Origin of the sequence: Aeromonas sp. QDB63 (assembly GCF_027707425.1) — a bacterium.
GTDB lineage: Bacteria > Pseudomonadota > Gammaproteobacteria > Enterobacterales > Aeromonadaceae > Aeromonas > Aeromonas caviae.
In genome coordinates this window covers 13,220-34,105 of record NZ_JAPCIS010000036.1, presented here as the reverse complement: position 1 = coordinate 34,105, position 20,886 = coordinate 13,220, and the positions used below count along the sequence as shown (strand labels likewise).

Here is a 20,886-nt window from a genome sequence, read left to right as displayed (position 1 = left end):
TTCAAGCGTAGTCGGAAGTGATGGGATTGAAAGGGCTTCAAGAGGAGCCCTTTCAATTACTTAGAGCTTGTCGATCATGTAGTGAATGGCGTTCTCGATCTCTTCGTCACTGCAGGTGGCGCAGGTCCCCCGCGGTGGCATCATGCCAGCCTTGCCGGTGAAGCCTTCGATGGCGTGTTTGCGCAAGGTGTCGAATCCCTGGGCGATGCGTGGCTCCCAGGCGGCCTTGTCACCTCGCTTGGGGGCGCCGGCGGCACCGGTATCGTGGCAGGCGAAGCAGGCACCCTTGAACACGGTCTCGCCGTCACGTGGGCCGGAGGAGGCTGCTGCAGGCGCCGCCGCCGCGGTCGCAATGCCTTCCAGATCCTTGGCGGTATAAACCTGGCCAACCGGGGCAATACGCTCGGCGATGGCCTCTGTCGACATGTCATCGGCGGCAAGGACGGCGCCGGACAGAGTGGCAGCCGCCATCCCGGCAGCCAGCAAATAGCTCAGTTTTTTCAACACGCTCATGTACTCCCAGCAGGCTCTTATTATCCCCAGAAAACGACGGGATTATAACCGAATAGTTACAGCCATTTAAACGCTTGTGTGTGAAGTGTTAAGCAATCTGCAAACAAAGTGGTAGAGCGGGAAGGGGTGATCCCACATCAAAAAACCCGGCATGCGCCGGGTTTCGTGAGGCTGAACAAGAGAGGGCGCGCTGATTGCCCAGGCGCCCCTCGCGCGTCGTCAATCCCAGTTCAGGATCACCTTGCCGGACTTGCCCGAGCCCATGGCTTCGAAGCCCTGCTGGAAGTCGTCGATGTGGAAGTGATGGGTGATGATGGGGCTGAGATCCAGGCCAGACTGGATGAGGCTTGCCATCTTGTACCAGGTTTCGAACATTTCGCGGCCGTAGATCCCCTTGATGAAGAGTCCCTTGAAGATCACCTTGCCCCAGTCGATGGCCATGGTGGAGGGAGGAATGCCGAGCATGGCGATTTTGCCGCCGTGGTTCATCTTGTCGATCATGTCCTGGAAGGCGCTGGGCACCCCGGACATCTCCAGCCCCACATCGAACCCTTCGGTCATGCCGAGATCTTCCATGACATCGGAGAGCTTCTCCTTGGCCACGTTGACGGCACGGGTGGCGCCCATCTTGCGGGCCAGTTCCAGCCGGTATTCGTTGACGTCGGTGATCACCACGTGACGGGCGCCAACGTGACGGCAGACGGCAGCGGCCATGATGCCGATGGGGCCTGCGCCGGTGATGAGCACGTCTTCACCCACCAGGTCGAAGGAGAGGGCGGTGTGCACGGCATTGCCGAACGGATCGAAGATGGCGGCCAGCTCATCGGGGATGTTGTCCGGCAGCTTGAAGGCGTTGAAGGCCGGGATCACCAGGTATTCGGCGAAGGAACCCGGGCGGTTCACACCCACACCAATGGTGTTGCGGCACAGGTGGGTGCGACCGGCACGGCAGTTGCGGCAGTGGCCGCAGGTGATATGGCCTTCGCCGGAGACGCGATCGCCGATGGCGAAGCCGCGCACTTCCTGGCCGACGGCGACCACCTCTCCCACATACTCATGCCCCACCACCATGGGGACGGGAATGGTCTTCTGGGCCCACTCGTCCCAGTTGTAGATGTGCATGTCGGTGCCGCAGATGGCGGTCTTGCGGATCTTGATGAGCAGATCGTTGTGGCCGAGCTCGGGAGCCGGGACATCGGTCATCCAGATGCCGACTTCGGATTTGAGTTTGGAGAGTGCTTTCATGACAGATTCCTCACGGCGCCATGCCGGGTACAGAGGGTAATAAAATGGGGCCCAACCTTGGCCCCCGTTTTAATCAGCCAGCCATGTGATCAAATCACACCGAGCTCGCGACCGATGCGAATGAAGGCATCGATCGCCTTGTCCAGTTGCTCCCGGGTATGGGCGGCGGACATCTGGGTCCGGATGCGCGCCTGACCCTTGGGTACCACGGGGAAGGAGAAGCCCACCACGTAGATACCGGCGTCCAGCATGCGGCTCGCCATCTCGGCGGCCAGTTTGGCATCCCCCAGCATGACCGGAATGATGGCGTGATCGGCGCCGGCCAGGGTAAAGCCGGCGGCGCTCATGCGCTCGCGGAAGTAGGCACTGTTCTCCTTGAGGCGGGCACGCAGGTCGTGACCCTCGGCCAGCATGTCGATCACCTTGATGGTGGCCGAAACGATGGAGGGTGCCAGGGAGTTGGAGAAGAGGTAGGGACGGGAGCGCTGACGCAACCAGTCGATCACCTCTTTCTTACCGGATGTGTAGCCACCGGACGCGCCACCCAGCGCCTTGCCCAGGGTACCGGTGATGATGTCGACCCGTTCCATCACCTCGCAGTATTCGTGGGTGCCGCGGCCGTTCTCACCGATGAAGCCGACGGCGTGGGAGTCATCCACCATCACCAGCGCATCGTACTTGTCGGCCAGATCGCAGATGGATTTGAGGTCGGCGATGACGCCATCCATGGAGAAGACGCCGTCGGTGGCGATCAGCTTGAAGCGGGCGCCGTCGGCATCGGCCTGCTTGAGCTGGGCTTCCAGTTCGGCCATGTCGTTGTTGGCGTAGCGATAGCGCCTGGCCTTGCACAACCGCACCCCATCGATGATGGAGGCATGGTTGAGGGCGTCGGAGATGATGGCGTCTTCGGCACCGAACAGGGTCTCGAACAGACCGCCGTTGGCGTCGAAGCAGGAGGAGTAGAGGATGCTGTCTTCGGTGCCGAGGAAGGCGGACAGCTTCTGCTCCAGCTCCTTGTGCTGGTCCTGGGTACCGCAGATGAAGCGCACGGAGGCCATGCCGAAGCCGTGGCTCTCGAGCCCCTGATGGGCGGCGGCAATCAGGTCGGGATGGTTGGCCAACCCCAGGTAGTTGTTGGCACAGAAGTTCAGTACCTGCTCGCCACCCACCGCAATCTGGGCCTGCTGGGCCGAGGTGATGATGCGCTCCTGCTTGTATAGCCCTTCCGCCTTGACCTGTTCGAGCTGTTCGGTCAGGTGACGATAGAATCCGTTAGACATCCTCGGTCCTCATTGCTGTATCGACTGTGTTATCAGGATCCCGGGCCGTGCAACCCGCACGGTTCGGCGTCGTCACGGTCGCGACGAAACGCCGACAGACCCTAGAATGGGCGACATTTTACTGTAATCCCTGCGTATAAATTCAAATTTTTATGCTGATAATCAACAATTGTGAAACAGATCTCACCCGGCTGGTTGGGCCAGTTGGTGATAATGTTGCTCCAGTTGATGTATCTGGGGGGCCACCTGTGGCTGCACGTAGGGGCGCAGCAAAAACAGCACCCGCAAGACCCCCTGGTAGAGCAGGGGTTTGGTGATGCGGGTGGCCGGGGCCTGGGCGATCTGGAACGGGATCCAGCAGGTGACGACCATCTTGATGGTCTGGCCGAGATCCGGCAGGTCTTCATCGCTGACGGCGATGATACCGCCTTCGCGCAGGCTTCTGAGCAGCGTCTCCACGGTGGCACGGAGCTGCTCCTGTGCCTTGAGGTATTTCTGCTGCAGCAGCTCGTCGCGACTCAGGATGTCCGGCAGGTTCGCGTAGAAGAAGCGGAACTGCCACATCAAATAGAAGATGGCATCCAGGTAGCCCATCAGATCCTCCAGCCGGATCTCGCTGCTGCGGATCGGAGTGAAGCTGTCGCTCAGGTGGCGGGCGTACTGATCGAAGATGGAGTGGATGATGTCTTCTTTGTTTCTGAAGTGGTAGTAAAGGTTGCCCGGGCTGATGCCAAGGTGTGCGGCAATGTGGTTGGTGGTGATGTTGCGCTCGCCCTGATCGTTGAACAGCTCGGTGGCGCTGTGGATGATCCTGTCTCTGGTCTTCATCGCTGGTCCCTCTGCCGGGCCCGAAGGGGAAAAGTCATCGAGGTCGAATCCCCTTGCGGCCCGTGATAAACTTTTCGGCAATTTCAAATTGGCCCACTATACACAGCTTTAACAGGCAGTCACACGGGGCCACAACGTACGCGAGGCAAACTCCATGATCGTAGTAACTGGCGGTGCTGGCTTTATCGGCAGCAATCTGGTCAAGCAGCTGAACGCTCAAGGACGGACCGATATCGTGGTCATTGATGACCTGACCGACGGCACCAAGTTCGTCAACCTGGTCGACCTCACCATCGCCGACTACATGGACAAGGACGAGTTCCAGGCGCGGATCGTCTCCGGTGACGAATTCGAGGAGTGGGATGACGGCATCGAGGTGATCTTCCACGAAGGCGCCTGCTCCGCGACCACCGAGTGGAACGGCAAGTTCATCATGGAGGTCAACTACGAGTACTCCAAGGATCTGTTCCACTACTGCATCGAGCGGGAAATCCCCTTCATCTATGCCTCTTCCGCCGCGACCTATGGTGGGCGCAACGACAACTTCATCGAAGACCCGAGGTTCGAGCAGCCCCTCAACGTCTACGGCTACTCCAAGCAGCTGTTCGATCAGTACGTGCGTCGCTGGATGCCGGAGATCAACTCCCAGGTGGTGGGTCTCAAGTACTTCAACGTCTATGGTCCCCGCGAGCAGCACAAGGGATCCATGGCGTCCGTGGCCTTCCACCTCAATACCCAGGTGAAGCAGGGTGACAATCCCAAGCTGTTCGAGGGCTGTGACGGCTTTCCGGATGGCGGCCAGATGCGCGACTTCATCTACGTGGACGACGTCTGCAAGGTGAACCTCTGGTTCTGGCAGAATCCGCAGCACTCCGGCATCTTCAACTGCGGCACCGGCCGGGCTGAGCCGTTCCAGAACGTGGCGGAAGCCGTGATCAGGCATCACCAGAAAGGCGCCATCGAATACATTCCCTTCCCGGATCACCTCAAGGGTCGCTACCAGAGCTTCACCCAGGCGGATCTCACCAAGTTGCGCGGCGTCGGCTATGACGGCGAGTTCAAGACTGTGGCCGAAGGCGTGGCCGATTACATGGCCTGGTTGAACCGGGCTTGATCCCCCTCTGGCGGGTGGCTCTGGCCACCCGTCGATCGGATGCGCTTGCATGAACATATTGATGGCTCTCTCCCAGCTCGAAGTGACGGGCGCGGAGGTCTATGCCACCACGGTCGGCAACGAGCTGACCCGCCGTGGTCACCAGGTTTTCTACGTCTCTGACACCCTGACCAAACCGACTCTGGGACCGGTCTTTCGGTTGCGCTTCAACAAGCGCAGCATCCTGCGCCGCTTCTGGCACGTCTTCTATCTCATCTATCTGATCCGCAAGCACAGGATCCAGCTTGTGCACGCCCATTCGCGCGCCTCGGGCTGGAGCAGCTACGTCGCCTGCAAGCTGACCGGCACCCCCATGATCACCACGGTGCACGGGCGCCAGCCGGTACACGCCTCCCGCAAGGCATTCCATGCGCTGGGCTACCGGGCGGTGGCGGTGTGCGAGGATATCGCCAGCCAGATCATCGACAACCTGGGGGTGGACCCGGCCATGGTGCAGGTGCTGCGCAACGGCATCGAGACCGACAAGTTCCAGCCCGTGCCGATACCGGACAACGACAAACCGGTGATCGCCATCATTGGTCGGCTGAGCGGTCCCAAGGGGGAGCTCTGCTACCGGTTGCTGGACGAGGTGCTGGATCTGGAAGCCTGCCGGGTGCGCGTCGTCAGCGGCACCCAGGTGCCGGCGCGTTTTGCCCGTTTTCAGGACAAGGTCGACTTCGTCGGCTATGTGGACGATGTGCCCGCCCTGATGGCGGGCTGCGATCTGGTGATCGGTGCCGGTCGGGTGGCGATGGAGGCGCTGCTGTGCGGTCGTCCGGCGTTTGCCATCGGCGAAGCCAGGGCCATCGGTCTGGTGACGGAGCAGAATCTGGACGAGGCCCTCGCCAGCAACTTCGGCGACATCGGCCCCAGGGATCTGGCCATCGACTTTGCCGGGCTGAAGGCGCAGATCCCTTCGGCGCTGGCCTCCAAGGTGGTGCCAGACCCAGTGCGCCAACGGATCCTGCAAGAGTATGATTTGCAAGGCGTCGTGACCGGGCTGGAATCCGTCTATCAGGACGCCGTGGTCGAGACCCTGCGCCGGGAGATGCCGGTCATCATGTATCACCGCTTCATCGAGCACGAGAGCGAAAAGGGAGTGCATGGCACCTGGCTCCCGGTCGCCATGTTCGAGAAGCACCTCAAGCTGATGAAGTGGCTGGGCTACGAGACGCTGACATTTGCCGACCTGGCGGAGAACGGGTTCATCCACCGGCTGCAATACGGCAAGAAGTACCTGATGATCACCGTGGACGACGGCTATCGGGACAACCTCACCCGCATGCTGCCGCTACTGGAAAAGTATGGCTACAAGGCGGTGGTCTATGTGGTGACCGGTGAGGATCACAATCGTTGGGATGTGGAGCACCCGACTCACCCCGATACCCCGGTGACCCTGATGACCCCGGACGAAATCAAGGCGCTGGTGGCCTCCGGTCATGTGGAGATCGGGGGCCATACCCTGACTCACCCCCGCCTGAGCACGCTCCCCCCAGAGGAGCAGGCCCACCAGATCCAGGCCAACAAGGCCTGGCTGGAGCAGTTGCTCGGCCATCCCCTGATCTCGTTTGCCTATCCTTACGGGGATCTGAACGACAGTGCAAAAGCCCAGGCCGTTGCCGCCGGTTATCGCTATGCTGTGGCCACCAACAGCGGCCCCAGAGCCATGCACCGGGATCCGTTCCAGATCCGCCGGATCGCCATCTTCCCCCGCACCGACATGTTCGGTCTGTGGCGCAAGATCAGGGGGAATTATGTCTTCAGAAAATAAGGTTGTTGTAGAGGAACGTATGCCGATGCAAACAGAATCGCCGCCCAATCAGGGCGCATTTGGGCTGGTCCATGACCAAGCGTTGCCGCTACTAGTTCAACTCTCAGCTTTTTTATTTGGAGCTCTGGCACTATCCGTGCCCAGTGGTTACTCCTATGGCCCAGCTTTGTTGTTGCTGGCAAGCCTGTGTTTCTTCGCTGTGAGGCGCTTGAATTGGGTATTACCCCGTGAACTCAAGTTTATCGGGCTTGGCTTGTCGCTCTATTTTCTGGTGATGGTTATTTCCGTTTGGTTTGATGGTGGCAAGATCAGCCAAATCGACAGGGCAAGTAGAGCGCTGATGGCTGTTGTCATATTGCCCTTACTAGCTTGCGTGCCTGTGCGCCTTCCTATACTGCTTTCCGGTTGTGGTGTCGGTGCTCTCCTCGCATGTGGCATAGCCATTCATGATAAATTTATTTTGGGCTATGAGCGGGCATTTAACGATATGATGCCACTACAGAGTGGTAATATTGCCATGTCGTTAGGATTATTTTGCCTGTGTGGACTTCTTTGGGCACAAAAAAAGGGAAAATTGGCCTTCTCTTTTTTCATGCTGCTGGGAGGTTGTGCTGGGATGGGGGCCAGTTTCCTCTCGGGAACGCGTGGGGGGTGGGTATTATTACCTGTTATTTTATTTACTATTGCGGTGCTGTTTAAAGAGTGCCTGTATCGCAAGACAACCCTCGTTATGCTTGTAGGTGGACTGTTATGCGGTGGTTTTTTGATTGTCCAACCGCAGAGTGGTGTGGAAGCACGGATAGAGCTGGCTCAGAATGATATCAGCCAATATCTCGACAAAACCAACCTCAACACCTCGCTTGGGATCAGACTTCAGCTTTGGCAGAGTGCTTGGCAGAGCTTTACCGAAAAGCCACTATTTGGCTGGGGAAATCATGGGATTCGGCAGTCACAAAAAGCGCAGCTGGCACGAGGAGAAATTAGCCAGTTTATCTATGATTTCAATTCTCATGCCCATAACCAGTTTCTCGATGAAATGGCCAAACGAGGCATTGTTGGCCTTGGTGCGTTGCTATTGATGATGTTGATCCCCCTATTCTTGGTAAAAAGTCGTTTGCACCGACCCCATAATGATGATGTGCATTGTGGTTCCGCGTTGGTTATTGTGGCTGTTTTTTCATCGATTGATTACTGCCTCAGTCAGGCATTTTTTGGTCACAATTCTGGTATTACTTTCTTTGTCTCATCGCTGGTTATAGCTGCATCTATAGTTTTTAAGGAGAGTGATACAGAATGAATTGATAGCGATAAACAGGGGGTATTGTTTTTTTGTGTGATTAGTTATTATAAATAATGTCATCTTTAACAGTGAGGGTATAGAATGGGGGTTTCTGTTTCTATTGTAATTTTAAATTACAATTCGTCTAAATACACAATGGATTGCATTGATAGTATATTGCGTGGTTCATTTCAAGATTATGAAATAATAGTGGTTGATAATAACTCGAGCGAGGATGAACGTGGCATATTTATTGATTACTTGAAAATTAAAAATAATGATAAAATACATTTTATAGATAATGATATTAATTTCGGATTTGCTCTTGGAAACATACTTGGAATATCAGAATCTAAAGGAGAGTACATATTTGTTCTTAACAATGATACGCTAGTGGATGAGGGCGCGCTTGATATACTTCATTCCTTCATGGAGGATAATCCAGATGTATCGCTGTGTATACCATCTCAGTATAATAAAGATGGTACATATCATCCATCCTTTGCCTATTTACCATCAGTAGGTAATCAATGGTTTGGCAACGGATTATGTCGAATGTTAAAATCATCAGAGTATATGGATAGGAAGAAGGAATATAAAAAACCATTCAGGGTCCAAATGGGTAGTGGAGCATCAATGTTTTTTCGCGCATCCGACTATTTTAAAGTTGGAGGTTTAGATCCTAATTTTTTCCTTTACTGTGAGGAAGAAGATATCTGTATTAGAATGAAGAAAGAAAAAATGAATATATTCTTTGTTCCTGATGCAAAGATAGTTCATTATGGTGGTGGGAGTACGAATAGAAATCTAGACATAGAAATAGAGTTTTACAGATCTTTATTTTATTTTTTTGATAAAAATTATAATTTTTTATCTGCAAAATCTCTTAAGTTTAGATTTATTATCAAGGAACTCATCAAATCATGTAAAAAGCCGACTAGATTTAAGTTATTCTTTGCTATTATCATAAGACCATCACTGTCTTATTCCTTAAGGCATAAGCAGCGAGGATTAAAAATTAATATCATTTAACAATGGATGAGTTTAGATAGACTTTTTTCTTAAAGCATAGCTTTTTTAAAAAAATTATAGAAAGTGGCATTAAAATCAGCTGAGATATAATTTAATTATTTTAACAGACTGCGAAATAATAATCACATATAGTCTACTATCTTTAATGCAGTTTCTAGCGTCAATCTATAGTTCCGAATACGAGAGTCATTCGATCATATCGGTGGTGGTGAAGCCCGTTTTCGGGTGGAATGACCATAACCAGTAACGAATTAAAGGTCAGACCATAAATTGCGTTACTGGCGGGGCATACCTCTGTAGCCGATTATTTATTCATTATTCCTAGCTCAGCACAGAATGTGGCCAGTATCTCCTGCACATTCAAAATTTCCTGCTGCGGATCCTGACGACCCGTGTCGACGAAGCGATAACGGGGATGAGAGACGGGATTGGCAATGGCGGAGTGTCCGAGGGGAGAGACGATGGTGAGCAGGGGGATATCCAGCGCCTGCGCCATATGCCGTGGGCCTGTGTCGTTGCCAACGAAGAGCTGGCAATGGGCGAAGAGCCCCACCAGTTCCCGTACCGAGCGGGTCTGAACATGGTCAAACACGCTGGCCTGCAGCGCTGCTGGCAGTAACGGCTTCAGCCCCCGGTTGTACTCCTCTTCCCCCGGTCCGCAATAGACCAGGATCTGGGCATTGTGCTCCTCGATGAGCCACTGGGCGACCTTGGCGAAGCAGTCGATGGGCCAGCGCTTGTAATGCCCGAGTGAGTTGACTCCCATGGCGATGAGTGGCCGGGTCGGGTCGACGCCAGCGGCCAGCAGGGTCTCGCGCCCCCGTTGTCTCTCCCCGTCGCTGAGCCAGAGATAGTAGTTGCGATCCTCCCTGGCGAGGCCGAGGGGCTTGAGCAGTGAAAATCGGTCGTCCACCAGGGTGCTGTTACCCTGATGCTCGGTGTCATGGCGAAAGCGCACGATGCGGTTGTGGCCCAGGCGCCATGGGAAGGAGTCGAAGCCGATCCGCAGGCGGGCGCCGGAGAAGAGGCAGGTGAGCAGGCCTATCATCTGGCCCTGGCTGTTGATCACCACATCGTAGCGTTCGCGGCGAATGCCCAGCAGCAAATCCTTCATGTAGCGCCACTCGTTGCGGCGCGCCTTCTCGATGATGATCAACCGATCGATGTTGGGGTTTCCCTCTGCCATGCCCGCGCAGTAATCCATGACCAGATAGTGAACTTCCCCGGCAGGGTCGTGCTGCTTGAGGTTGTTGCACAGTGCGGTGGAGATCAGCACATCTCCTATCTGTTTGGTTTGTACTACCAAGTATTTCATGGAAAGGGCCTCGAGCGAGGTCGGGTGGAACGTCAGCGCATCAGCATATCGCACTCCCCTGTCAGATGCTGCCGCTATGGGGTGAAAATCCGATCCAACGCACTGTGTTTGCACATATTTTCGACGTTGTTCGGGCTGGTGGGGCCCGGCTGGCAGTGCGGGAAGATGAGTGGGGGCATGGCACCGCTGGCCATGCCCCCGATGAGCAAGAGTGATCAGCGTACGATGAGGCCGAGCAGGATCCCCACCACACCGAAGTCGGCATCGCTGAAGGTGGTGTTGGCAAAGCCCAGATCTCCCAGTACCGGCAGCAGGAACACCGGCAGGAAGGTGATCAGCAGGCCGTTGGCGAAGGCACCTAGTAGAGCGCCGCGACGGCCGCCGGTGGCATTGCCGAACACCCCGGCTGCCGCGCCGACGAAGAAGTGCGGCACCACGCCCGGAATGATGACGGTGAGCCCCAGCAGGTAGAGCAGCACCATGCCCACCAGACCGGCGGCGAAGCTCGACAGGAAGCCGATCAGCACCGCATTGGGGGCGTAGGGGAAGACGATGGGGCAGTCCAGCGCCGGCTTGGCGTTGGGCACCAGCTTGTCGGAGATCCCCTTGAAGGCCGGCACGATTTCGGCGATGACCATCCGTACCCCCTGCAGGATCACGTAGACCCCGGCGGCGAAGGTGATGGACTGCATCAGGGAGAACATGAACCAGTGCTTGCCCTTGGCGACGCTGGCGACGAACTCGGGCCCGGCGAAGGCGGAGGTGATGAGGAAGATGATGCCCATGGTGAAGGAGATGGCCACCGGGGTATCGCGCAGGAACAGCAGGCTCTTGGGCACCTGCACCTCTTCGCTGCTGTGGGCCTTGTTGCCGAACTTGGCGCCGATCCAGCCGGCCAGCACGTAGGAGCAGGTGGAGAAGTGGCCGAGTGCCACATCGTCGGAGCCGGTGATCTGCTTCATGTAAGGGTGGGCGAGGGCCGGGAACAGCACCATGGTCACGCCGACCACCAGGCTGCCCACCGCGATGAGCGGAATGCCGCTCATGCCGCCGGCGGAGAGGATGGCCGCCACCATCATCGACATGAACAGGGTGTGGTGACCGGTCAGGAAGATGAACTTCCACGGGGTGAGCCGGGCGATCAGGATGTTCACCAGCATGGCGAAGAACATGATCATCGCCATCTCTTTGCCGAACGACTGCTGGGCGATGGAGACGATGGCCTCGTTGTTGGGGACCACCCCCTTGATGCCGAAGGCGTGCTGGAAGATGGTGGCGAAGTCGCCCAGCGAGTTCACCACCAGGGTGGCGCCGGCCCCCAGGATGACGAAGCCCATGATGGTCTTGACCGTGCCCTTGATGCACTCGGTCACCGGTTTCTTCTGGGCGATCAGGCCGATGAGGGCGATGAGGCCAACCAGCACGGCCGGCTCCGACAGCACGTCAAACATCAGAAAATTGAAAAATTCCATGGTCAGCTCCAAGCAGATGGAAGCGGCGGCTCACCGGCCGCCCAGACAGTCGCAAAGGGGTTAGAGTGCGCCCAGCTCGCGCAGGGCGATGGCGAGTTTTTCTTTCATGGCGGCCTTGTCGACCATGTTGTCCAGGGATACCAGCCGGCCGTCGACCCCCATGCTGACTAGCTGTTCGGCGATGTCGCGGGTGGCGACAAAGATCTCGGCGCGCTCGCTGCCGGCGGAGGCGAGATCCCGGTGATCCACCTCGGCCGTCACGGCCAGCTCCTTGAGAATGCTCTTGATGCTCATCTCCATCATCAGGCTGGTGCCCAGGCCGTGTCCGCATACAACCAGAATTTTCATGCTCTCTTCCTCTGTCGGGCGCAGGGCGCCACTCAATAACGCGCCAGGATGCGCAAGATGTCGTCTTTGCTGGTGGCCGCCATGATGGCCGCCACGTCTTCTTCATTCATGAACAGCTCGGCCAGCTGGGCGATGGTCTCCACGTGGGAGTTGCTGTCGCTGGCAGCCAGGGTGACCAGCAGCCGCACCGGGTCGTTGCCCTCGGAGCCGAAGTTGACCCCCTCCTTCAGCACGGTCAGCGCCAGTCCCAACCGGTTGACGCCGTCTTCCGGGCGGGCGTGGGGCATGGCCAGGCCCGGTCCCAGCACGTAGTAGGGGCCGAGCTCCTCGTGGGAGCGATAGAGCGCCGCCACATAGGAGGGCTCTATGGTGCCGTTGGCCAGCAGGGGGGCGGTGGCCAGCTCGATGGCGTGGCGCCAGTCGCGGGCGCCCGCTTCGATGGAAATGACCTCCTCGGTCAGCAATTGGGTCAGCATGGCAGTGTCCGGGCTGGATAGGATGGCGCCAATCTAGCGATCTTGCCCTTTGATAACTGTGAGCTTGATCCCGAAAGTTAGCGCTACCAGATAGCGCTAACATTGATCTGTGATAGCGCTATCATTTCTCTCACAGAAGGGATTCATCCTGCCCCTTATCGGCCTCAAAGAAGGTAAAATCCGGTTTGAGCAAATAGTCAGTGCCCCGCTTTTGCCTTAAAGTGAATGCCCGTATGCCGAGGAAGGGAAAGGATGTCAGAAGCGAAAAAACGCCGCAGCACGGGTCGGGTGACCCTCAACGACGTGGCTCAGTTGGCTGGCGTGGGAGCCATGACGGTGTCGCGCGCCCTGCGCACCCCCGAGCTGGTGTCAGACAAGATGCGAGAGCGCATCGAGGCGGCGGTGGATGAACTCGGCTATATCCCCAATCGGGCGGCGGGGGCGCTGGCTTCCGCCACTTCCCAGACCATAGTGGTCATCGTCCCCAGCCTGGCGGAGCGCGCCTGCGGTGACATGATTGCCGGGCTGCAGCAGACCCTGCTCGCCGAGGGCTACCAGATCATGCTGGGGGATGCCCAGCACCTGAAGCAGCAGGAGGCCAGCCTGCTCAGCAATTTCCTGCAGCACAATCCGGCCGCCGTGGTGTTGTTTGGGGGGGATCCCGGGGAGGTCATCCGGCAGCGCCTGCAGGCGGCCCGCTTGCCGGTGGTGGAGGTGGGAGCCATGGCGCGCCATCCCATCGACATGAACGTCGGGGTCTCCAACTTCGATGCCGGTTATCAGCTGACCCGCCACCTCATCGAGCGCGGTCATCGCAACATCGGCTTTCTCTGTGCCCGCCAGGAGCAGTGGATGCTGCAGCAGCGCATGCAGGGCTGGCAGAAGGCGCTGCTGGACAACTACCTCTCCCCGGACGCCATCATCAATACCTCTGAGCTGCCGAGTTTTAGCACGGGGGCGGCCATGCTGGGGGAGTTTCTGCTGCGCTGGCCCGAACTGGATGCGCTGATCTGCGTCAACGACGAGCTGGCGGCCGGGGTGCTGTTCGAATGCCAGCGCCGCCATCTGAGCGTGCCGGGCAAGCTCGCCATCGCCGGTTTCGACGATCTGGATGTGGCGCGCGCCTGTCATCCTGCGCTGACTTCGGTCAGGATCCCCTATCACCAGATGGGCAGGGAGGCGGCGGAGCTGATCCTGCGCCAGCTGGCGGGCGAGGAGGTGGCCGGCATGAGCCTCGCCCTGGATTTTCAATTGCAAAAGCGCCAGAGCACCTGACGAGCGATGCCACGACAGGTCGAGGCAAGCATGTTCAAGGCGTTGTGACCGAAGACCAAGTCGGTGCCCCGTCGCCCTGCGCGGGAACTGCCAGCCGACGTGTTCGCCCGGTCTGTCACCAGGTTGACACAGAGCGTGGATGCCACCGGAGCCATGACTCCAGGTGGCTGCACCCAGGTAAAGCTCTGATCGGAACCACTGGCGAGCCCCATTATTCTGGATAGACTTTGTAGGCCGGTGCACTATCCAAGGAGAATGAGCATGGGTACGCAGACGCCTGATTTCGATCTCGATGATGACTGGGAGCCGGAATCCTGGGAAGACGAGCTGGAGGAGCTGGATGACGAGAGCTGGCAGGACTATGACCCTCTCGACGATCAGTGACTCCCTGTAACGCCTGAGGGCGGGCCTGGTGCCCGCCCGATTTTTTGTGTGGCGAGGGGGGCAGCCCTTGGTGAGAACGGGGCGGGCTGGTTAGAATGAACTGCTCAAATGACGCTGTACGAGGCAGGCAGCGGCTCAACAACGATTCCAACGACGCCAAGGATGAATATGCGCTCACTCGTCATCATGTTTTGTGCCGCCCTGCTCGGGGGCTGTGTTTCCAACTCCGACGACCCTTGCGAGAAGGTGTGGAGCGACGTGGGAGAGGCGGACGGCAAGCTCGGTTTTGCTGGCGATCGGGTGGCTTTTCACCAGACCCAGTGCGGGGAAAAAGTGGACCTTGCCCTTTGGGAGCTGGGTCGCCAGAAGGGGCTGGCCTGGTATTGCCGACCCGAGCATCTCTATCTGGCAGGACGGTCGGGAGAGGAGTATCGCGGCGTCTGTCCCAACGACGTGCAGGCCCGTCGCCTGTTTGAACAGGGTCGCCATGGCTGGACTGATCAATAAATCAGCCTTCCTCTCTCTTCTGAAATATTGCGTGAACCTCTTCGTGAGAAGAGGTACCTACCCTTCTTTATGCTTCAGCCGCAGCGGCTGGCACAGGTAATCCTTGTCATTGGCGCTGCGGGCACACTTGCCACACACGAATTTGGGTTTGCGCACAATCTTGCGCAGCGTCTTGAGATCGGCGGGGATCTCGTGACGGCGCCACTCACACAGCGTCTTGTGACCCATGACGTCCTCGACAGTGAATGCAACGGGTGAGAGGGGCAGGACCCCTCCCGGTGTGGTTACTGGTACAGGTATTTGGTGAAGATGAGCTCGCGGACCGCCTTCTTGCCCGTCTCCTTGACCAGCAGTTCGTTGACCTTGGCCTCACACTCCTTGCGCAGCTCTTCCCGGTTCACCAGGGACTTGATCTGTGCGCCCGTCTTGCTGCCAATCAGCCGGATGATGGCGTCGCGGATCAGGGGGTCGTGCTGCTCCAGCAACTTGAGGTCGGCAGCGTCCGTGGCCATCAGCTCTACCGTCACCCGTACATAGCCGAGGGTTTTGCCGTCGCCAAGGTAGTTGGTGATGATGTCCGGATCCAGAGCGTGATAGGCGAATCCCGGCTGGACGGCGGAGGAGGCGGGATCGGTGGCCTCTTCCTCATTGGCGAAGGCCTGTGTATTCAAGAGGGTACACCCCAGGGACAGCAGCAGAATTCTGAAGATCTTCATCTGGATGGCTCGGCAGCGACGGATGCCCCATTTTTGATGCTGCCATCGGGGCCGTCAAGCACGGATGTTCTTACAATTCGCCATTGATTTACGGATAATAAACCGGTTTTTAACCTGACAACGGAAATCTCCGGATGGTGAAGCTGTGAAGTCCGAGTTGACTGTTCCCCTCGTCCAGCTCGTCCCGTGGCGGGCGCCTGCAGAGTGCGAACCACCCGAGGCGCTGCGTCCCTGGTTGCTGGAGGCCGATTCCATGACCCGGCGCCTGCGTCGTTACAATCATCACCTCTCGGTGCAACTGCTCGGCAATCGCGCCGTGTCGCTGACGGTGGACGAGCAGGCGCTGGTGGCGGTGTCGGCCCCCGTGGGCATGTGCCGCGAGGTGATCCTGCACGGTGATGGCGGGCCTGCCATCCTGGGTTGGACCCTGTTTGCCGAAGCGGCCTTGCAGGGGGGCGGTTTGCAGGATCTGGGAGAGCAGCCGCTGGGAGAGCGTATTTTCGGTGAGGCACCGGCGCGGCGGGATCACCTGCAACTGGCCTGTTTCGAGATAGCGAGCAATCCCTGGTGTCCGGCCGCCACCGTCTGGGGGCGTCGTTCCCGCCTGTTTCTGAGGCAATGGCCACTGCTGGTCCATGAACTTTTCCTGCCCTCGCTATCGTCTCATTCGTTGCCATCGGATAAGGAGCTGGAGTGAAGCTGTTAACCAAGGAGCGGGGACTGGCCTATGCGCAGTTGGCCCGCATCGACAAGCCCATCGGTACCCTGCTGCTGCTGTGGCCGACCCTGTGGGCGCTCTGTCTGGCGGCTGGTGGCCTGCCTGACCCCTGGATCCTGACCGTGTTCGTGGTGGGCGTTTTTCTGATGCGCTCCGCCGGCTGTGTCATCAATGACTATGCGGATCGCAACTTCGACGGTCATGTGAAACGCACCGCCGGGCGACCGCTGCCCATGGGGCGGGTCGCCGAGCGGGAAGTGCTGGTGCTGTTCGCCGTGCTGGCGCTTCTCTCGTTCGCCCTGGTGCTGACGTTGAACCCGCTCACCATCAGCCTGTCCTTTGCCGGTCTGCTGCTGGCGGTCTGTTACCCCTTCATGAAGCGCTTCATCCCCATCCCCCAGCTGGTGCTCGGCATGGCCTTCTCCTGGTCCATTCCCATGGCCTATGCGGCCCAAGCCAATGCCCTGCCGCCGGAAGCCTGGCTGTTGTTTCTTGCGAACCTGCTGTGGACCATCGCCTATGACACCGAGTACGCCATGGTGGACAGGGATGACGACCTCAAGCTCGGCCTCAAGTCGAGCGCCATCCTGTTTGGCCGCCACGACAAGCGGATCATCGGCGCGCTGCAACTGGCGACCCTGCTGATCCTGCTGGGGGTCGGGCAGCTGATGGGGTTGGGGTCAGGTTATTACTGGGGGCTGCTGGGGGCGGCGGCGCTGTTCGTCTACCAGCAGCGACTGATCCGGGAGCGGCAGCGGGAAGCCTGCTTCCAGGCGTTTCTCAACAACAACTATGTGGGGGCGCTGGTGCTGCTCGGGGTGATGGTTCACTACCTCTAACCCGCCGCCTTCCTTGATGAAAAAAGGCCGCATGATGCGGCCTTTTTGTTGGGTGTCGACGCCTCAGAGCCGGTTGCCCGCCTGGATGGTGCGGCGGATCTTGTTGCTGAGCAGCGGCACTATGTTGTCGGCCAATGCCTGGAAGCGGCCGAGATCCGGTTTGCAGCCCGGATCCAGATAACCTTCGCTGCGCAGGGTGTGGATCAGGGTGCTGAACAGCTTCTGGTCGAAGAACTCGGGGGCGTTGATGCCGTGCAGGGTGCCGAGGCGTTCCGCCATCATCAGGCCGTCCGCTTCCAGCTGCTCCGCCTCGATGTGGGGCTGGGCCAGCATGCGGGTCAGCACGATGGCGTAGCGCTGCAGGGTCTCCTGGATGCTTTCGGCCAAGAGCAGCAGGCGCATCTGGTTGCCGGGGTTGACCCAGTAGCCGCCGTCGCGGGCCTCGACCAGTTGCTGGCGCAACAGCTCGGCCAGCAGGGCATCGATCAGTTCAGGCAGCTCGTCCTCTTCATAGCGCAGGAAGAGTTCGGTCTTGAGCAGGGGGTAGATATCGACACAGCGGGCGACGATCTCGCTGCGAGAGATCCCCTCGCACCGCTCGATCAGGGCCGCCACCAGGGAGGGCATGGCGAACAGGTGCAGTATGTTGTTGCGGTAGTAGGTGAGCAGGATCGCCTGATAGCGGTCCAGGCTGATGATCTGGCCCAGCTTGTCCTCGCTCACCTCGAACTTGTTGAGCTCCATCGCCTGCTCCAGCAGGGTCCTGGCGTCCTCGTCCGGCATGGTGCTGTGCGGGCTGTAGGGCACCTGCTTGAGCAGGTCCAGATAGGTGTTGAGCTGGGCCTGGAGTTCGTCCCGGGTCAGGGCGTGGCGCTCGGCGGCCAGCAGGGCCAGGGCACTCAGGGTCAGGCCGTTGACGGCGGCGGCATCGTTGATACGGGTCATCAGCAGCTCGGCCAGCTGATTGACGGTGGAGGCCATCCACTCGGGACGCTCCTCCCGGCCGATGCTCTCCTTCCAGGTGGGCACATGTTCGCCGAGGTAGCTGTTGAGGGTCAGCGGCTCTCCGAAATTGACGAAGCCACGGCCATAGTTGCGCAGCTTGCGCAGGATGCCGAGCACCTGCAGGAAGCTCTCCTTCTCCTTGCGGCTCCCCTTGAGTTCGTTGTGATAGGTGTTCACCTCCATCACGTGCTCGTAGCCGAGGTAGACGGGGACCAGGGTCACCGGCCTGTCCAGCCCGCGCATCATGGCCTGCAGGGTCATGGCCAGCATGCCGGTCTTGGGGGGCAGCAGGCGACCGGTACGCGAACGCCCACCCTCGGTGAAGAACTCCACCGAGTAGCCCTTGGCGAACAGCAGGTTGAGGTACTCCCGGAATACCGTGCTGTAGAGCGGATTGCCCTTGAAGGTGCGGCGGATGAAGAAGGCGCCGCCGTGGCGGAAGATGGGGCCTGCCGGCCAGAAGTTGAGGTTGATGCCCGCCGCGATGTGGGGCGGCACCATGCCCTGGTGGTAGATGACGTAGGAGAGCAGCAGGTAATCCATGTGGCTGCGATGGCAGGGGACGTAGACGATCTCGTGCCCTTCCTGGGCCAGCTGACGCACCTGCTCTGCTCCGTTGACCGAGAGGCCGCGATAGAGCTTGTTCCACAGCCAGCCGAGGAAACTCTCCCCGAGGCGGATCAACCGATAGGAGAAATTGGAGGCGATCTCGTCCATGTAGCCGTGGGCACGCTTTTGCGCCTTCTCCAGGCTGATCCCTTCCCGTCTGGCCTCCTCCTCGATGGCCTGCTGGATCACGCTCGAATCCAGCAGTTGCTTGAACAGCAGGTTGCGGTTCGGCAGCTTGGGCCCGGTGGCGGCCAGCTGCTGGCGGCTGAAGTGGGTACGGGCCACCCGCGCCAGCTTGTGGGCGATGGCCTCGTCGGTGCCGTGCTTGTCCGCCATGTAGCGCAGGGAGAGGGGCGGGGAGAAGCGCACCAGGTTCTCGCGCCCTTTCAGGATCACGATCAGCGCCTTCTTCAGGCGGTTTGGCGCCAGGCTGCTGATGATGTTCCAGCCGGAGGCCTCCTCGCCTTCCCGGCCCGGGGCGCGGCCCCAGAACAGGGTGACGGGTACTACCTGGATGTCCAGCGCCGGATCCTGCTTGTGCAGGTCCAGCAGCTGGTGGAACTCCTGCAGGAAGGGGAGCGGCTTGTTGCGTGTGCCAAACAGGGGAGGCGGACGATCCAGACAGACGTAGCGTGGCAGCAGTTGACCGTTCAGCTCCAGCGGCGTGAAGGGGCCGGGCAGGCCGAGATCCTCGCAGCACTGTTGCAGGGTCATCAGGTCGGTGATCGAGCTGGTCTTCAGGGCATAGACGATGGGTCTGGCCGGATCCAGCTTGAGCTCGGTGATGGGATTTTCCGGCAGGCTCTTGTGATTGACCAAGCCGCTGACCGGCCATTGCAGGATGGCTCTGGAAATCTTCTGTCCAAGGGACATGTGCGTCTGCTCTCCAAAAAAATGCGGCGTGAGCATAGCAAATCACCGACAGCTTGTCGCCGAGAGGTACGATGAGTCGGCACTTCAGAGCGGGGGGAGGGACAAATGTGCGTCGGGTCGCGACAAATGCCAGTTGCGCCTTGCCTTGGCCCCAGCACTGTATATACTGCCAGTGTGCTGTATAAAAAGACAGGTGCCCATGCTATGAAACCCCTTACCCCTCGCCAGGCTGAAGTACTCGAGCTCATCAAGGCGAACATGAACGAGACCGGCATGCCGCCGACTCGCGCCGAGATTGCCCAGAAGCTTGGCTTCAAGTCGGCCAACGCGGCCGAAGAACATCTGAAGGCCCTGGCCAAAAAAGGGGTCATCGAGATCATGCCGGGCACGTCCCGCGGCATTCGTCTGCTGCTCGAAGAAGAGGACGTGCAGCCTGAAGAAAACGGCCTGCCACTGATCGGCAAGGTGGCGGCCGGGGAACCCATCCTGGCCCAGGAACACATCGAGAGCCACTACCAGGTGGATCCCGCCCTGTTCCACCCGCGGGCAGACTTCCTGCTGCGGGTGCAGGGCATGAGCATGAAGAACATCGGCATCATGGACGGGGACCTGCTGGCGGTACACAAGACCCAGGAGGTACGTAACGGCCAGGTCGTGGTAGCACGTCTGGACGAGGACGTCACCGTCAAGCGCTTCCAGCGCAAGGGCAGCCAAGTGTGGCTGCTGCCGGAAAACGAAGAGCTCTCCCCCATCGAGGTGGATCTCGCCAGTCAGCACCTCACCATAGAGGGCCTGGCGGTCGGCGTGATCCGCAACGCCGACTGGATGTAAGCATCCGATGCGATGAAGAGGCCTCCTGCGGGAGGCCTCTTCATTTTCATCTGCCGATGGCATCTCCCTCCCCACCTTTTCGCTTCTCCTTCCTGTGCACATAGTCTCGCCGCACGACATGCATTTCGGATATATCCTTTGATAAGGCCCCTGTCATGGTCGGTGATCAGGGAAGGGGGAGTCGCACCGGGCAGTACGCCATGGCAGGGATGCATGATCGCCGGGTCGGTGCGCAGAAGGGAGAGTCGCCTCAGACTGGGGACTCGTACAGTCAGTACGCTGCCGTGGTTGGTTCGTCGTTGGGGACAAAGAGACCCGTCAGCGTGACCTGTTGAGCAAGGAGGACAGGTATGGCTTCAAGCTCGCCGTGGGATCCGGTGCCGGCCGCAGCGCCCGCATCTTCCATCACCCGATTCA

General features: G+C 58.8%; 21 protein-coding genes. 10 read left to right on the top strand and 11 right to left on the bottom strand.

The window, feature by feature from the left end:
* Positions 1–60: 60 nt before the first annotated feature.
* From PG879_RS17655 to PG879_RS17640, 4 genes are all read right to left on the bottom strand, one after another.
* Positions 61–513, bottom strand: a complete 453-nt coding sequence (locus PG879_RS17655; protein ID WP_039041132.1) for a c-type cytochrome — start codon at positions 511–513, stop codon at positions 61–63.
* Between the two features lie 219 nt (positions 514–732).
* Positions 733–1,758 (bottom strand): L-threonine 3-dehydrogenase, encoded by a 1,026-nt coding sequence (gene tdh, locus PG879_RS17650; RefSeq protein ID WP_010672427.1) that lies wholly within the window; start codon positions 1,756–1,758, stop codon positions 733–735.
* 89 nt (positions 1,759–1,847) lie between these two features.
* Complete coding sequence (locus tag PG879_RS17645) at positions 1,848–3,038, bottom strand: glycine C-acetyltransferase (RefSeq protein WP_052815560.1); 1,191 nt, start codon at positions 3,036–3,038, stop codon at positions 1,848–1,850.
* Positions 3,039–3,221: 183 nt separating this feature from the next.
* A complete protein-coding gene (locus PG879_RS17640; RefSeq protein ID WP_010672429.1) occupies positions 3,222–3,866 on the bottom strand; it encodes a TetR/AcrR family transcriptional regulator in 645 nt (214 codons plus the stop codon).
* Between the two features lie 154 nt (positions 3,867–4,020).
* Between PG879_RS17640 and rfaD the strand changes: the two genes are divergently transcribed.
* The 4 genes from rfaD to PG879_RS17620 all read left to right on the top strand — a co-directional run bounded on the left by rfaD (position 4,021) and on the right by PG879_RS17620 (position 9,101).
* Positions 4,021–4,980 carry an ADP-glyceromanno-heptose 6-epimerase gene (gene rfaD / locus PG879_RS17635; protein WP_039041134.1) on the top strand — a complete coding sequence of 320 codons (960 nt, stop codon included), beginning with the start codon at positions 4,021–4,023 and terminating at the stop codon, positions 4,978–4,980.
* A gap of 49 nt (positions 4,981–5,029) precedes the next feature.
* Positions 5,030–6,790 carry a polysaccharide deacetylase family protein gene (locus PG879_RS17630; protein ID WP_042014709.1) on the top strand — a complete coding sequence of 587 codons (1,761 nt, stop codon included), beginning with the start codon at positions 5,030–5,032 and terminating at the stop codon, positions 6,788–6,790.
* Positions 6,774–8,087 carry an O-antigen ligase family protein gene (locus PG879_RS17625; RefSeq protein ID WP_231959404.1) on the top strand — a complete coding sequence of 438 codons (1,314 nt, stop codon included), beginning with the start codon at positions 6,774–6,776 and terminating at the stop codon, positions 8,085–8,087. The genes PG879_RS17630 and PG879_RS17625 overlap by 17 nt, the downstream gene beginning before the upstream one ends.
* Positions 8,088–8,171: 84 nt before the next feature.
* Positions 8,172–9,101, top strand: a complete 930-nt coding sequence (locus PG879_RS17620) for a glycosyltransferase family 2 protein (protein ID WP_270830518.1) — start codon at positions 8,172–8,174, stop codon at positions 9,099–9,101.
* A 304-nt stretch (positions 9,102–9,405) separates the two neighbouring features.
* Here PG879_RS17620 and PG879_RS17615 read toward each other — a convergent pair whose 3' ends face one another.
* From PG879_RS17615 to PG879_RS17600, 4 genes are all read right to left on the bottom strand, one after another.
* On the bottom strand, positions 9,406–10,416 hold the full coding sequence (locus PG879_RS17615) for a glycosyltransferase family 9 protein (RefSeq protein ID WP_333563504.1): 1,011 nt from the start codon (positions 10,414–10,416) through the stop codon (positions 9,406–9,408).
* A 215-nt stretch (positions 10,417–10,631) separates the two neighbouring features.
* Positions 10,632–11,888, bottom strand: a complete 1,257-nt coding sequence (locus PG879_RS17610) for a PTS ascorbate transporter subunit IIC (protein ID WP_011704190.1) — start codon at positions 11,886–11,888, stop codon at positions 10,632–10,634.
* A 60-nt stretch (positions 11,889–11,948) separates the two neighbouring features.
* Positions 11,949–12,236: a PTS sugar transporter subunit IIB gene (locus tag PG879_RS17605; protein ID WP_026142047.1), complete on the bottom strand. Its 288-nt coding sequence runs from the start codon at positions 12,234–12,236 to the stop codon at positions 11,949–11,951.
* 32 nt (positions 12,237–12,268) lie between these two features.
* A complete protein-coding gene (locus PG879_RS17600) occupies positions 12,269–12,712 on the bottom strand; it encodes a PTS sugar transporter subunit IIA (protein ID WP_005307534.1) in 444 nt (147 codons plus the stop codon).
* Positions 12,713–12,964: 252 nt separating this feature from the next.
* On the opposite strand from PG879_RS17600, the gene PG879_RS17595 reads away from it, so the two are divergent.
* The 3 genes from PG879_RS17595 to PG879_RS17585 all read left to right on the top strand — a co-directional run bounded on the left by PG879_RS17595 (position 12,965) and on the right by PG879_RS17585 (position 14,878).
* Positions 12,965–13,987: a LacI family DNA-binding transcriptional regulator gene (locus PG879_RS17595; RefSeq protein ID WP_041212112.1), complete on the top strand. Its 1,023-nt coding sequence runs from the start codon at positions 12,965–12,967 to the stop codon at positions 13,985–13,987.
* Positions 13,988–14,248: 261 nt separating this feature from the next.
* Entirely contained in the window at positions 14,249–14,371 is a 123-nt protein-coding gene (locus tag PG879_RS17590) for a hypothetical protein (RefSeq protein ID WP_010672437.1), read from the top strand.
* Between the two features lie 162 nt (positions 14,372–14,533).
* On the top strand, positions 14,534–14,878 hold the full coding sequence (locus PG879_RS17585) for a DUF2799 domain-containing protein (RefSeq protein ID WP_080989975.1): 345 nt from the start codon (positions 14,534–14,536) through the stop codon (positions 14,876–14,878).
* 57 nt (positions 14,879–14,935) lie between these two features.
* On the opposite strand, the gene PG879_RS17580 is transcribed toward PG879_RS17585, so the two are convergent.
* Both PG879_RS17580 and PG879_RS17575 read right to left on the bottom strand, forming a co-directional pair.
* Positions 14,936–15,106 (bottom strand): hypothetical protein, encoded by a 171-nt coding sequence (locus PG879_RS17580; protein ID WP_010672439.1) that lies wholly within the window; start codon positions 15,104–15,106, stop codon positions 14,936–14,938.
* 56 nt (positions 15,107–15,162) lie between these two features.
* Complete coding sequence (locus tag PG879_RS17575) at positions 15,163–15,594, bottom strand: flagellar basal body-associated FliL family protein (RefSeq protein ID WP_010672440.1); 432 nt, start codon at positions 15,592–15,594, stop codon at positions 15,163–15,165.
* Between the two features lie 145 nt (positions 15,595–15,739).
* Here PG879_RS17575 and PG879_RS17570 point away from each other — a divergent pair, with 145 nt between their 5' ends.
* A complete protein-coding gene (locus tag PG879_RS17570; protein ID WP_270830517.1) occupies positions 15,740–16,291 on the top strand; it encodes a chorismate--pyruvate lyase family protein in 552 nt (183 codons plus the stop codon).
* On the top strand, positions 16,288–17,151 hold the full coding sequence (ubiA, locus tag PG879_RS17565; RefSeq protein WP_010672442.1) for a 4-hydroxybenzoate octaprenyltransferase: 864 nt from the start codon (positions 16,288–16,290) through the stop codon (positions 17,149–17,151). The genes PG879_RS17570 and ubiA overlap by 4 nt, the downstream gene beginning before the upstream one ends.
* 63 nt (positions 17,152–17,214) lie before the next feature.
* Here ubiA and plsB read toward each other — a convergent pair whose 3' ends face one another.
* Positions 17,215–19,638 carry a glycerol-3-phosphate 1-O-acyltransferase PlsB gene (plsB, locus tag PG879_RS17560; protein ID WP_010672443.1) on the bottom strand — a complete coding sequence of 808 codons (2,424 nt, stop codon included), beginning with the start codon at positions 19,636–19,638 and terminating at the stop codon, positions 17,215–17,217.
* A gap of 204 nt (positions 19,639–19,842) precedes the next feature.
* On the opposite strand from plsB, the gene lexA reads away from it, so the two are divergent.
* Positions 19,843–20,469 carry a transcriptional repressor LexA gene (gene lexA, locus PG879_RS17555; protein ID WP_010672444.1) on the top strand — a complete coding sequence of 209 codons (627 nt, stop codon included), beginning with the start codon at positions 19,843–19,845 and terminating at the stop codon, positions 20,467–20,469.
* Positions 20,470–20,886: the final 417 nt, after the last annotated feature.

Excerpts from the sequence above, each read along its gene's own strand:
- rfaD (WP_039041134.1), top strand. The coding sequence starts at position 4,021 with ATGATCGTAGTAACTGGCGGTGCTGGCTTTATCGGCAGCAATCTGGTC.
- PG879_RS17655 (WP_039041132.1), bottom strand. The coding sequence starts at position 513 with ATGAGCGTGTTGAAAAAACTGAGCTATTTGCTGGCTGCCGGGATGGCG.
- PG879_RS17620 (WP_270830518.1), top strand. The coding sequence starts at position 8,172 with ATGGGGGTTTCTGTTTCTATTGTAATTTTAAATTACAATTCGTCTAAA.
- PG879_RS17610 (WP_011704190.1), bottom strand. The coding sequence starts at position 11,888 with ATGGAATTTTTCAATTTTCTGATGTTTGACGTGCTGTCGGAGCCGGCC.
- PG879_RS17580 (WP_010672439.1), bottom strand. The coding sequence starts at position 15,106 with ATGGGTCACAAGACGCTGTGTGAGTGGCGCCGTCACGAGATCCCCGCC.
- tdh (WP_010672427.1), bottom strand. The coding sequence starts at position 1,758 with ATGAAAGCACTCTCCAAACTCAAATCCGAAGTCGGCATCTGGATGACC.
- plsB (WP_010672443.1), bottom strand. The coding sequence starts at position 19,638 with ATGTCCCTTGGACAGAAGATTTCCAGAGCCATCCTGCAATGGCCGGTC.
- PG879_RS17630 (WP_042014709.1), top strand. The coding sequence starts at position 5,030 with ATGAACATATTGATGGCTCTCTCCCAGCTCGAAGTGACGGGCGCGGAG.
- PG879_RS17590 (WP_010672437.1), top strand. The coding sequence starts at position 14,249 with ATGGGTACGCAGACGCCTGATTTCGATCTCGATGATGACTGGGAGCCG.
- PG879_RS17575 (WP_010672440.1), bottom strand. The coding sequence starts at position 15,594 with ATGAAGATCTTCAGAATTCTGCTGCTGTCCCTGGGGTGTACCCTCTTG.
- PG879_RS17615 (WP_333563504.1), bottom strand. The coding sequence starts at position 10,416 with ATGAAATACTTGGTAGTACAAACCAAACAGATAGGAGATGTGCTGATC.
- PG879_RS17640 (WP_010672429.1), bottom strand. The coding sequence starts at position 3,866 with ATGAAGACCAGAGACAGGATCATCCACAGCGCCACCGAGCTGTTCAAC.
- PG879_RS17605 (WP_026142047.1), bottom strand. The coding sequence starts at position 12,236 with ATGAAAATTCTGGTTGTATGCGGACACGGCCTGGGCACCAGCCTGATG.
- PG879_RS17625 (WP_231959404.1), top strand. The coding sequence starts at position 6,774 with ATGTCTTCAGAAAATAAGGTTGTTGTAGAGGAACGTATGCCGATGCAA.
- PG879_RS17645 (WP_052815560.1), bottom strand. The coding sequence starts at position 3,038 with ATGTCTAACGGATTCTATCGTCACCTGACCGAACAGCTCGAACAGGTC.
- PG879_RS17585 (WP_080989975.1), top strand. The coding sequence starts at position 14,534 with ATGAATATGCGCTCACTCGTCATCATGTTTTGTGCCGCCCTGCTCGGG.
- PG879_RS17595 (WP_041212112.1), top strand. The coding sequence starts at position 12,965 with ATGTCAGAAGCGAAAAAACGCCGCAGCACGGGTCGGGTGACCCTCAAC.
- PG879_RS17600 (WP_005307534.1), bottom strand. The coding sequence starts at position 12,712 with ATGCTGACCCAATTGCTGACCGAGGAGGTCATTTCCATCGAAGCGGGC.
- lexA (WP_010672444.1), top strand. The coding sequence starts at position 19,843 with ATGAAACCCCTTACCCCTCGCCAGGCTGAAGTACTCGAGCTCATCAAG.